A 12,221-nucleotide genomic window follows, 5' to 3' on the forward strand; every position below is an offset into this window, starting at 1 on the left:
AGCGTTCGTCCTGAGCCAGGATCAAACTCTCCATAATAGTTAAACCTATTTGAAAGCTTAATTGCTCATTTGCGTTGCTAGCGAGATTTGCATCTCTTTTTTGATCGATTGCTCGACCGTGCTTCTTCACTCGTTGTTCAGTTTTCAAAGATCAATTTCTTTCGTTTCCGTCCCGCTCTCTCGGCCGGAAGTTCAATATAACACACTTACAATTACTTTGCAACTTGTTTTTCTCAAGTTACTTTCACCAGCCTTTCTTGCGGCCGGAATGACAATATACCATGGCACGCAACCACAATGCAATGTTTTATTTTTCCAAATGCAAAAAAGTTTATTCTTACCCTGATAAAGACATGGATGGCTGAATATTAGATAATTATTGCTCTTCTATTATAGAAGAAGATCCCTACCTTCTCATCGCCATCCAACATCCCTACTTTCTATACAAAACCCCTTCGCCTACACGAACAGTTCTAGCTGTTTCACGTCCCCAAGCCTTTCCAACGAGACGGGTGCATGGTCACGGAAGTAAGCTTGGTTGATTTCTTTTTCCTTGGTCATCACCTGTTTGTTCCCATTGGCCGCTTGTCTAAGCCTACAGCTAAACACCACGGGGAAGTAGTCTTTGAGAAACTTGCCTTCCGCGTGCGCCGTAAGCGCAATGATTTGAAAGCCAAGTTGTTCAGCAATAAAAAACACAGGATTCAGCACGTGGTCGCTTGATGCCTTGCCAAAGGGATTGTCCAGTATCACCGTACGATGTCTTTTCATATGGGCTTGTATATGTTGACGTTTCTCCGCGACATAGTTGAGTAAGCCTAGGAATAACGTCATATTTTTACTCCATTTCTCCCCGCCGGACCAGTTATTCGACTGTTCCCACGAAAAGGAGGCCTTCGTTACGTTATTCTCATTCGTTACTTTCCGGCAGGATACTTTCATAGGACGTTCCTGCAAAACAATATGCAAAAGCTGCTTGGTGTCTAGCCATTTTTCGATCTCCTTACGAACCGTCGATTTAAATTCTTGACCGTTATCATCACGGTATTGGCCCTTTTCCAGTTCTGTTAAAATCCATTCCAGATGCTTACGCAAATATTCCTTCGCCTCTAGCTCGTCCCATTCAGGAATATGGAACGAATAAATCAGCTTCCATTGATCCTCGACTTTTACTCTGGTTTTATTCGGAATATCCCTGAGCTCAGATGCAATTAGCTTGAGATGGCTGTGTACATGTACAATATATTGCTCCAATTGCTGATTGTGGGTTCGCATGGTTTCTTCAGCAATATGATTTACACGTTCAATCCGACTATTCATCTTCTGTTGGAATACCGTCATATCCTCAAAGTTATTTTTCTGTTCGACGCCCTGCTCGGCCATCTCTCTAAGTTTCACGTCTTTAATGTGCTTCCGACAAAAATCGATAAACTGTCCTTTGGCCTTCTTCACGGTATTCTCTTCTGCTTCTAAGCTTTCTGTATGTGCAGATAACTTAGCCAACACGTTTTTGACAATTCCCATTCGATCATAAAGAAACTCCACTTTGGCCTCTTGCGTGATCAAAAGCGCTAGCACACGTGGATTCTCAAATCCATGCATAATTTTGTACTGATTCAAGTAGTGAAGTACTTCTTCGATTGTGGTCAGCTGTCCCATAATTTGCGTCTGCATGCGCATCAAACCTTGCTGCTCTTCCTTTAGCCGTGTATCCTCGCTTTGAACCTGCTCCTCAATAACATGCAGAGCTTCGAGAAAGACAGCAGGCTGCTGCCCGGAATGAGCTTCGGTATACTGCTCAACCAAGAGCTTAACTCTTGTTTCTTGTGCATCGAACTGTTTTTCCATACGTGCAAACTCACTTCTTACACGGGATAGCTGAGCTTCCTGTTCTTTTTGTTCCTTCAACAACTCGACCATCTGCTCTTCGCCTGTCGTTGAAAACGCAAGCGCATCATTCAATTGTAAGTCGCCGTGCTCCTGCTGGAGCTTATTCATCTCTCTCTCTAAAGTCATCTTGCTATTCTTCGCATGACTCCAGTTTATTTCAAGCTGTTGGCGCCCTTGTGAGATGTGGTTCAGCTTAAGATGCAAGTCACGTCTTTCCGTCTTCAGCCAATCCAGGCTTTGCTTGGGCTGAATCGGCAGCGTATCCATAAGTTCTGCATACAGCTCTTGACCTTGTAAAGTCGCTTTCTCCAACTTCAAATAGAGGAGGCGAGCTTTCGTTGATTCCATCGTACTCTCCATGTGCTCGATACCGCGTTGACGGCTGTTGACTTTGCTTTGTATAACCTCTGATTGCTCGACAAGTTGATCGTTCGCCTTGCTTAATACATCGATTTCTTTCCCAAGAGCTAGATAGTTATGCCCCTTCTCTATCCATTGTTGAAGTTGAACCATTTCGTCTTTCTGCTCATCGATGATTTGACTTTGCTGATCCATGCTCATCTCATCTTGTCGAATCGATTTCTTGCATACTTCCTTTTCCTCTTCAAGCAGACGAACCCGCTCGCGGTTCTGTCCAACTTGTTTCTCTATCTCTTGCACGGTCTCCAGCGGATACAATGTAAGGAATCGATGGAAGGACGCGTGCCTATCTGAGGTATGCTTCAGTTCCTCTTCCTTTGCTTTTCGAGTGGATAGAACTTCTTCGCCTTTTTGATAAATAGTTTGTTTCCAATTGGCAAATTCAACGGCATCCACATTCTCGCGCCAATGCTGCGGTTCAATCCACGCCTTCTCTGCCTCTGCAATCGGAGCATCTAAATTAGCCAGACGAGAAGCCTCTTGGGAAGAAATGACTTGAATCGGAAACTGCATATCTTCCGCATACTGTCTTAATTTATTGGCTACGCTACTTACTTCCCCTTCAGTGGTTATCAAAGTTACTGACCAAAGAGGATGCATGGCTGCCCGATGCGGCAGGCCAACGCCTTGCAAATACTGAATACCAGACTCTAAGAGAGAGAACTGATTTTTCCATTTCTCTAGCAATCCTGCTACATAGATATCGGCGAAAAACATGTCTTGATTTCTATAATCATCGATGTAACGAAAAGCAAGACGTTCTTTCTGCAGGTACGTTTCCTTCTCTTGACGACGTTTCTCCATATCCTCGATGAGCTGCTCTTCAATCGAGCTCTGTTTGTCATAGATAAATGTAAGTCTAGCCCAAGATGGTCTATAAGCAGCAAGTTCTGAACGTACGGCTTGATGAGCTTCCTTGAATGCCTCCAAACTGTGTTCCGAGCTGGCACATACCGCATATTGTTGCTTAAGAGCTTCGCTAATCCGTTCAAGATCCTTACTCGAGGTATCCTTTGAAGCTGCCAAATCCTTGTTTTTCTGAACGAGCAGCACATTGCTTTCATCCAATCTTTGATAACGCTGAACCCAGCCTGTCATGCTCCCTTCCATGCTCTCTACTGCTGGGTTAGCGAGCACATGTTTACGAAGACTCTCCCGATCTTTCTCACGGGCTTCCACAATCGATCTATTTTCTATGATTCGCTTGTTCAAATCCTCCAGTTGCCCAGATAACTCGACAAGAACGATTTCCTCCAGACTCTTCCGATCTTCATAGGAAGCCATCTCTTGCTTAAGCTTCTCCTCCTCGGCCTGCCACTCTTGCTCAATGGTCTCAAACAAGCTCCGAATTTGTCCGCTGTTACTTTTCCAAGCTTCTTGAAGGTCATCTTCCTCTTTGGTGCTTCCGAACTGATCGAGTTCTTGCTTTAAATAGTTCATACGCTCTTCTGCTTGCTTCCATTGCTGCTTATACTCAGCGAGGCGTAATGAATAATAGAGTCGCTTAGTCGCTCTGACCTTCGCCTCTGTTCGCCCCATATCTTCCTCAACTAAATTCAATTTGGTTTCCAAGGTAGCTCGCTCTTGGTTTTGCTTAGCGATATGGAGTGAGTCCCTCTTCTGCGCCAGCAAGAGCAGCTTCTGCTCACATGCCGCTATTTGATTGCGGAATTGAGAAAGCTTCGCTGTTTCCTCCTCTTTTTGCTCATTAGATAACAGCCAATAAGACTTCGCTTCTGCTTGAGAAGCTGCATATTCTTGCTGTTTTGCATCCAACTTGGCAAAAAAGCCCACATACCGATCCAATTCGGACAGAATTTTTTTATTCTCTTCAATTTTCTCTTTTAATTCTCTATATCTTCTGAAGCTATCTCGATGAGACTCAAACGTATCGGCAAATTCCCCCTGTTCATACCCTGACATGGCATCTTCTACAGTAGGAATAAGCAAACGGTCAAACAACTGGCTTGTCGTTTTACATTCATCGAAGAAGCTTTCCACACCGCCCTCTGAGCTGTTGATCTTGGCAATGCGATCCCATTCCGATGCAATAATATGGTAATCCTTTTCCAACAATTGCTTATATTCTTTAATCGTCGGAGGCAGCTTGGCGTTCATTCGCTTTGACGTCATACTCTGGTAATAGTCATGAATCTCGCCTTTATCGGCGGCACGTAGCTTGCCAGCGCTCTCTTTGACAAAAGGAAGTTGATCAATTGAATCCGCATCCAACGCGGCGTAATCATACGTATAACGATAAGAATCCATCCCTGTAGCCGTAAGGAATAAACTGACGCATGTAACAACGTACCTACGGGGTCTTTCATTCAAAATCCACTCAATCGCGATATGAGCAGGACCATTTTCAAGACTTAACGTATCCTTCATCTTCCGACCAGCCAAATCGGTATGGGGAAGCACAGCTTGGATGGCTGTCTGGATGAAAACCGTCTTACCACCACCGTTCTCTAGCAAAATGGCACCATTATGCCCATCGAAATGAAACAATTCGTCGTTGTAACGCTTGTTCCCCTCTTCATAGACGACATTGGTGAATCGTATTTTAGATATCGCCGGCATGTCTGCTTGCCTCCTCCTCACTGGGGTCAAATTGATAGAGAAACTCCAAAATACCACGGTTATACTCGAGTTCCATGAAATATCGCTGCACAACCACTTTCGCTTTCTCTGTTAATGTGATTTCCTGATTCCCAATATCCGACACCAGCTCCTGAGCGATTAAGAACCTACGTACCGAATCCATGAAGCTAACCCGGCTAATCGTATTACCGCTTTGCCGAGAGGCTGTCTCCTTGATGTCATCCATTGCACTCCATTTGTCAATTAAGGAGGTCCAATTATAGGAGAATTCCTTCTCCATCTCTCTAAGTTCCGTCTCCGGATATCTCTTCAGCATCCGTATTCGCTCATTCACAAGCGCTGTCCATTCATCTAACTGAATGAAGCTTCTAGTAGGTTCCATCGTTTGATAGCTATCATAAAAGGCTCCAATAAGAACGATGATACTCACATACATGAGATATAGATCAGCATTCACCGCGTTTGCTCGCAAATAGGTCCGCTTGATCACCTCGTTATTCATATGAAACGGGGATAATCGTGTCTCAGGAATCATATACAATTGTTCCCCAGCTATGATCGTTACACAATCAACCTCGCGCGCAAACTGATCTACCAAGCCGCGCACTTCATCATCTGCCATGTATTCCTGCAGCAGTCCCTTGTTGACGACACTATCTCGAGCTAACAAACTATACATGCGAAAAGCTTTCATAACCGTTGCATTTTCAAGCGCCATTCTTTATCTCTCCCCATGAAACCAACATATTCTGAATCGTAAACCTCTCGTTCACGATGATTTTGTCCTCTTTTTCAATGACGATCAAGCTGCGATTTCCGATTAACGCATACAGATCATCCAACCATGCACCCTGAGCCTCGTTCTGCTGATTCTCTCTATCATGCGCACTTATTGGACTTCGTTGGTGCAAATAGATCCAGAAATCATAGAAAGATCTCTCTGCGAGCAAATACGATCGATTACTTTCCTCAATGAGATTGATGTACAACTTTAATTCAGCGTGGCCTTGCCCCTCCATCATTTGCAGCAGCTGCTCCATGAGTAGCTTATACAATCTTGACTGAGCTGCTGCATACCGCCGTTCATCGCTGTCTCCTCCGATTTCCAGGAAATTATCATCCCGCTCGTGTCCGTCGCCGTCTTCCTGAATATTCTGCTCTGCCCACACCGTTAGTAGTGACCATATCTTCGTTTCTTGAATAGGGAGAAAAGGAGCCAGTACGCCCTTCATACTTTCTATAGGTAAGGGTGAGCTGAATATCAAAGATCCAATATCTTGATCAAAATTAAAAGAATCCAATCCTGTGTAGTAAAGAGATTCTTGCGCAGCGCTCAATGCGTGGGATTTCAACACCATACTTTGTTGAAAAAGAATCGAATGCTCGCCATGTATCTTCTCCAGTTCATTGGAAATACGTAAGATAAGCTCATAGGGCCTTTGATCTGCCTGCCTGATCGTTTCCGCATGGACGCGATCTTTGGTCTCTTTTACGAACTGCCGCAATTCCTCGAACTCTTCATTTTCCATCTGAAGGCGAAGGTAAATATCTTCAAGCAGCTCTTTGTAGCGCGTGAATGTTTCCTCTGATACGATGTTTCTTTTCAGCTCATGCTCCAGCTTGACCATGCGCTCTTGCAAAGCTTCTACATCCACACGCATCTCATTAATCTGCCGCAAGGCGCTCTCGAACTCGCCTTTCTCCAGCTGCTTGCGAAGCACCAACTGATGAATCGATAGTTGAAACTCCATATAAAATTCCTTGGTGGCAAAAATAAGCTCCAACCCATCGTCATCCAGCGTGTAGTATTGCGTATTTGTTTTTAGATCGAAGGCATTTGCTTTCAAAATTGAAATGTATACAGACTCTGTCTGACCCGTCTCCCAATTCATAAAAGAAAAATCCCGCTTCTTCCCTGTCGGTGGCCGAAAAGTCTGAATTAACTGCCTCGCCAAGTCTTCAAATCCTTCTTCATCTAGGTCAATGAAAATTCCGGTTACTTTTAAAAGAAACTGAGCCAAATCCTTGACCCCCGCCTTATTTTTGCGCATCAGCTTCTGCTCAAAGAAATACAGCAACGTCAATAAACCGAGCTCCATGAAATCAATCGGTTTGTTTTGTCGATCTGTTTGCCGTTTCCTGCCAAGCTCGTACAAAGGATCAAACAATGAAAGCTTAGCCATACGTTCCCGGAAGCCGGAAACGATCTGCCCTATTTCTAAATAGTCCACTCTGTGTACCTCCATAACGCGCAAAGCTCCTGTGTTTGTAAAATTTCCTGAGGGAAATAGCCGCCTGCCGCTAAACTCGTGCTTATTTTCACTTGTTCCTCTAAAGAAAAATGACACAAAAAATGTTCAATAGCCTCTTCGTGATCCCGATGCTTATCCTTGCCATATACAAAGTTCTTCGTTAAGCTTGCTCTATAAAAGGGAAGGGCCAGATGCACCGGACTGCCGAACCATGCAAGCACACGATTGTGAAGCGTATGCCAAATCGCAATTCCTTCTTTATCGATATCACCGAAATAATAGAATTGGTGCACACAATCGGTTAGCGGCAATTGCATCGGAAGCAGCTCCATACTTTTCGTTATTCGATATCCGCCTCCAAAAATCAGCGTCGTAAAAGGAACGTCTGGCAAGGCTTGCAGCAAGGCTTGATAGGTTGTTTTATTTTCGACAATCAGATGGCGGTGAACCGCATTCGATAGGCATCCAGGATTGACCGCCATCATCAACGGATCGGCAACTGGAATAATAAGTAATTTATCCCATAACCCAATTCGCGCGAGCAGCTCTTTCCCCTGCTTCTCTGTGATCCATTTCTCATCACCAACTAGCGCAAAGCTTCTTTCTGGCGCAGGCACTGCGATGCTTGGCAAAGCGTGCTGCTTGAGATAGGCATCTATTCTTTCTATGTAAGGCCAGTCTTGCTGCCAATTCGATGACTCCAACGAATAATAGACATCCAGCTTGATCAAGGGATGCATAAGTAGTCTTGCGCGATGAATTTCCTTATGCAGATCCTCTTTCAGTCGACTCTTCTGCACGTTATATTGATAGGCAAGAGACGTTTGTTTACCTGTTCTCCCCTTGCTCTGCACCATCTGCAATATCCCTTCAGCTTCAAGCTCTAAAACGGCTTTGGAAAATATATCATCGGCACAAGGTTGCCCTAGAAATACTTCTTCTAATTCTGAAAGTAAAATCTTACTTTTTTTAAAAGATTGTAAATAGCGTAATAATTGCGATTTGGGTTCCATGTACATATTCTCCTGATTGAGAAAGATACGACCATTATAACAGAGATTCGGTGTAGCTTCAGTTGGGCCCATGATATTCCATGTTTTAGACAGAATTCACTATGGATTTCTCTACTAGCTTACTCAGCAAGAAACTTGAAATAAGCATCGATGAATTGATTGAAATAAAGTAGCGTTAAACTGTACACGCTACTTTATTAATCACGCCACTCAAGACAGCACAAGGAATTGTTATGACTTCTTCCCACTGTGCCGCCTCCACCTCATCAAAGTTCAATGTAGGCTGCTTTCCCATTTCCTTCACAATCAACCTTCGGTAGTAGCCCGACACATCCTTTTGTTGCAGTTCTCAGTTCTCCGCTCATTAACCCATACCCCCTTTCCAATTGCTTAGGCTTCAAGTGTTCTGGATGAGTTAAATGAGTGCATAGATAAAGCCTGTTGAACTTGGGTGGAAACTGCACCATAGCTTCAAGCGGTATCTTCTCGTCAGGTACATAAACAATATCAAACCTCGTTAACTCCCCCTGAGTAACCTTTCCATACCGTTTCATCAGTTGACGCTTCTTATCGTAAACTCGGCTGTAACCTGCTGCTTGCCTTTGATGCTTCTCATTGGAGTAACGTGTTCCTTTCCAAGTCCGCATAGTACGCCCAGTAGCGATAAAGTAAACAACTCTGATATGGGCAGCGGTATGTCAAAAGCTACATCACATCGAACAAACAATATGGCTGTGGCATTGTTCTTTAATGGCTTGAGCCATGAATAGAAATGAACTAAGCTATCAGGGTGACATTCGATTCTTAGCGTGTTCTTTCTTGACTTTGGTACGAAGGTCAATTGATAAGAGATATGCAGGTAATGCCCACGATCTCTTACATGTAAATGATACTTGAAACCCTTTCCCTTCAAACTCAAGGAAGCATTTAGATACTGACGCAATCTTAACTTGAAAGGATTAAAGAAATCCCAGTAGATGTGGGATAATATACAGTTGCGAGTAAATTTGAAAAAACCACAAGAAAACGAAAATAACAAAAAACAGGTCAATCATGGTGGTATCTGACCATAATCGACCTGTTCAATGTAACGGAAAAGCGTTACTTAGGTTATACTTTTCGAGCATTACTGTACGTACAAGTAAATTAAAGAAATCTTTGTTGGGGTATTACATCGGTTATATGGGTTATATGGGTTATTGATTGAATGATGGGTTCATACGGCACTGGGTAGCCCCCACATGATATATTAGAGGAAATGGAAATTCTACGTCATCACAAAGAGTTCTATCCAATGATATTATCTTTTTAGCCGTAAATTAGTAATTAATAGCTCAATACTCTCCGAAATCACTTCTAATGAATTTCTTTCGAAGTCCTCGAGTTTCACAGAACCATCTTCGTTATCAACCACTACGTTAAACCCATTGCCTTCTACCCCTAAAGGAATATTCTCAAGAGTTTGTTGTCGTGGTTATTCTTGTATCCTTTAAGCGTGTTACTATAAGATTCAATTTCTGCCTTTTGCAGTACCGATTCTAGTTTTATATAATGGTCTTTAATACATCCATCTAAATCGGCAAAATAATATGAATAAAATATTCTATAATAGACGGATGAATCCTGACACCTAAGTCCTCTTCCAGTGAATCGAAATCATAAAAGTCTTTTTCGACAGGTTGCCATGAGATGTACTCATCCTCGTCAACTTCTCCAATGTAAATAAGAGATTCAACCTCTTCATCGAATGGTGTCTTAAAGGTGAATAAGAGTGTCTTTACTCAGTTAGTTCGGCAGGTAGTATATGTTGTTCTTGCTCTGGCTGACCAGAATCAGCTTTTTCTCTGCCAGTTTGGTAATATGACGCTCTACGGACTTGGAACTGCGTCCAAGATTTCGAGCAATCATCTCAATGGTGGAGTAGCACTGACTCTGGTCGCTCATATAAGCAACTAGGTCAACGAGAATCAGCTTCTCATACGAACTTAAACCGTAACACCGATGGATTTTATGCGGCAGGATGGTATATTCTTTGTGATGTCCTGTAAAGTTGCTCTCCTTGGCAACTTCGTCCATGTACGCATTAGCGGCTTTGTTATTCTTAGTCAACCAAAAGTCGTTGTACTTCGTTTTCATATGCAATCCCTTCCTTTTAGTGTTATTATGCCGCCACCGGGCGGCTGTAGAGTAGGGAAGCGGCTAGCCCGAAACGTATCCTTACCTGTCTATGTCAACTGGTCGTCACCAGATTTTTCGTTCACGATAACCATCGCGGCAAATAGCTAGATTGTTGCGGACAATTTGCAGATAAGTCCTGACAATATTAATGGTCGGTCTATCTATCTCAAAGGATGCTTTGCCTTTTCATCCTCTCTATCGGGGCAGCGTATTCTACAGTTGCGTAGCATTTTCAAAAAACTGTAAGAAAGCGAACATAACAAAAAACAGGTCAATCATGGTGGTATCTGACCATAATCGATCTGTTCAATGTAACGCAATAGCGTTATTTAGGGTATAAAATTCAAGCGTTGATGTGCGTACAACAACTTCGAGAAAGCTTTATACGGGTATTACATGGGTTAACTTCCTTATTGGTTGGATGATAAGTTCATTCGTCACTGGGTAGCCCCCTCCAAAAAGAAACCTTGAAAGGCAAAGAGCCAATCAAGGTCAACAAACCCGAAAATCTATATAGTTACAGTAGTAGCTCACCAAAAAAAATCCTTAAAGGGCAACATCTTGGTATCCTACCCTAGCAACTTCTTCATCGATTAGACGAATGCCAACCCCATTTTCCACGTCCCATTTACAGTCAAACGTTAGTCCAATGTATCTGCCTTCAAAGCGTCTCGCAGAAGGTACATAAATCCCTACTAACCTGATATTTTTTAAAAGTTCGTCGAAGTCTACAATTAAGGGGTAATTCTCATTGTTTGAAACATCATATCCAAGCTCAAACCGCTTTTGTTGGTAATAATCTAAAATTGGTCGCAAAATACTTTGTTGAAGATGCTCCCAGTTTTCTATTAAAGAATTATACGAAGTATACTGTTTCTCACTAAATTCACCATCGTCGTCTCCGTCTACCATCAAAGCAATATTGGCTTCTGTTTCACAAAACTCAATGGTAGTGTACCTAACCCATCCATAATTATATTCAAGTTCACCGAAAACTGCATCGTTAATTTTCACTATGAGAAAGCCCCTCTCTAATTGTTTGCAAATCCTCCCGGCTCAAATGCTCCTGCGTTTATCTCTCCTACACCACCTAGATGTCCGAATTTGCTATTAATTTCTGATGGCACAAGTTGCATCGTTTTCCCATCGTTTAATTCGTGCCATGTTAACTTCAATTCATCACGAATATCTGCGATGTCTCCTGCTTTAATTTTTCCTGGGGTCAGCCCAAATTGACTAGCCAGCTCAGGCGAGTTATTAAGTTGTTCAGCAAATTTAATATCTGCTTGTTTAAAATTAGCCCTTCTAGCATCTGCTCTTCTGTTTCCAGTTCCACCTAACATATGATCGATTTCCAACTCTGCTTTTGCTACAGGCGAAAAATCAGGTACAGCATTCTTATAATTTATACCGTCAATGCCAGCTTCGTCTAATATTTTCTTCAATTCTGGGTCAGGAGGTGGTTTTAAGATACATTTAGATTCTCCCCTTTGTCCTTCAAAACCAACCTTTGGATTCTCAAGTGCAGGTGTTTGATTATATCTAGCTTCATAAGAACTGGCAAATTCAGTTTGCTTGAAGGCAGCTGGAGTATCATCAATCTTACCCGTCCCATTAGTTTCTGGCGGTTTACTCGGTTTGGGAGGTTTTGTAGTCCCCTTACCAACCTCATCGCCATTTTTTAAAAACTTCAACACACCATCCTTAGCATCCTGGAAAGCCTCAGAAAGCGTCTTATTAGGCGTTAACATGCCGCCAACCAATTCTTGTTGCGGTAATAACCTTGGAATCTCAGTATTTCCAATGGTCTTTTTCAGAGCTTCTAACGAATCTCCTATTTCTTTTATTTCCTGTTTCAAGCCCTTTT

At 42.7% G+C, this 12,221-nt stretch carries 9 protein-coding genes; all 9 read right to left on the reverse strand.

The genetic code is table 11. The annotated features are described in order from the left end of the window. Positions 1 to 459: 459 nt before the first annotated feature. The 9 genes from GK047_RS28960 to GK047_RS29000 all read right to left on the reverse strand — a co-directional run bounded on the left by GK047_RS28960 (position 460) and on the right by GK047_RS29000 (position 12,105). The gene (locus GK047_RS28960; protein WP_163954212.1) at positions 460 to 4,890 is read right to left on the reverse strand and encodes a coiled-coil domain-containing protein; all 4,431 of its coding nucleotides are present in this window, start codon (positions 4,888 to 4,890) and stop codon (positions 460 to 462) included. Beyond that, positions 4,874 to 5,629 carry a DUF6063 family protein gene (locus GK047_RS28965; RefSeq protein WP_163954214.1) on the reverse strand — a complete coding sequence of 252 codons (756 nt, stop codon included), beginning with the start codon at positions 5,627 to 5,629 and terminating at the stop codon, positions 4,874 to 4,876. Before GK047_RS28965 ends, GK047_RS28960 begins: the two co-directional genes overlap by 17 nt. Next, positions 5,619 to 7,142, reverse strand: a complete 1,524-nt coding sequence (locus GK047_RS28970; protein ID WP_346010409.1) for a replicative DNA helicase — start codon at positions 7,140 to 7,142, stop codon at positions 5,619 to 5,621. The genes GK047_RS28965 and GK047_RS28970 overlap by 11 nt, the downstream gene beginning before the upstream one ends. Next, positions 7,130 to 8,176: a Wadjet anti-phage system protein JetD domain-containing protein gene (locus tag GK047_RS28975; protein ID WP_163954219.1), complete on the reverse strand. Its 1,047-nt coding sequence runs from the start codon at positions 8,174 to 8,176 to the stop codon at positions 7,130 to 7,132. The genes GK047_RS28970 and GK047_RS28975 overlap by 13 nt, the downstream gene beginning before the upstream one ends. A 266-nt stretch (positions 8,177 to 8,442) precedes the next feature. Continuing rightward, a complete protein-coding gene (locus GK047_RS28980; RefSeq protein ID WP_163954221.1) occupies positions 8,443 to 8,823 on the reverse strand; it encodes a hypothetical protein in 381 nt (126 codons plus the stop codon). A 924-nt stretch (positions 8,824 to 9,747) separates the two neighbouring features. Beyond that, positions 9,748 to 9,900 carry a hypothetical protein gene (locus tag GK047_RS30045; protein WP_346010410.1) on the reverse strand — a complete coding sequence of 51 codons (153 nt, stop codon included), beginning with the start codon at positions 9,898 to 9,900 and terminating at the stop codon, positions 9,748 to 9,750. Positions 9,901 to 9,961: 61 nt separating this feature from the next. Then, positions 9,962 to 10,285 carry a helix-turn-helix domain-containing protein gene (locus tag GK047_RS28990; RefSeq protein ID WP_240344360.1) on the reverse strand — a complete coding sequence of 108 codons (324 nt, stop codon included), beginning with the start codon at positions 10,283 to 10,285 and terminating at the stop codon, positions 9,962 to 9,964. 615 nt (positions 10,286 to 10,900) lie between these two features. Then, positions 10,901 to 11,368, reverse strand: a complete 468-nt coding sequence (locus GK047_RS28995; protein ID WP_163954223.1) for a DUF6985 domain-containing protein — start codon at positions 11,366 to 11,368, stop codon at positions 10,901 to 10,903. Between the two features lie 17 nt (positions 11,369 to 11,385). Then, the gene (locus tag GK047_RS29000) at positions 11,386 to 12,105 is read right to left on the reverse strand and encodes an HNH endonuclease (RefSeq protein WP_163954226.1); all 720 of its coding nucleotides are present in this window, start codon (positions 12,103 to 12,105) and stop codon (positions 11,386 to 11,388) included. Between the last annotated feature and the right edge of the window lie 116 nt (positions 12,106 to 12,221).

The sequence above is a fragment of the Paenibacillus sp. SYP-B3998 genome, assembly GCF_010820665.1.
Classification (GTDB): Bacteria; Bacillota; Bacilli; order Paenibacillales; family NBRC-103111; genus Paenibacillus_E.

What these genes read in the sequence shown, in the direction of transcription:
- GK047_RS28960 (WP_163954212.1), bottom strand. Translation starts at nt 4,890, where the DNA reads ATGCCGGCGATATCTAAAATACGATTCACCAATGTCGTCTATGAAGAG.
- GK047_RS28965 (WP_163954214.1), bottom strand. Translation starts at nt 5,629, where the DNA reads ATGGCGCTTGAAAATGCAACGGTTATGAAAGCTTTTCGCATGTATAGT.
- GK047_RS28980 (WP_163954221.1), bottom strand. Translation starts at nt 8,823, where the DNA reads ATGCGGACTTGGAAAGGAACACGTTACTCCAATGAGAAGCATCAAAGG.
- GK047_RS28975 (WP_163954219.1), bottom strand. Translation starts at nt 8,176, where the DNA reads ATGGAACCCAAATCGCAATTATTACGCTATTTACAATCTTTTAAAAAA.
- GK047_RS29000 (WP_163954226.1), bottom strand. Translation starts at nt 12,105, where the DNA reads ATGTTAACGCCTAATAAGACGCTTTCTGAGGCTTTCCAGGATGCTAAG.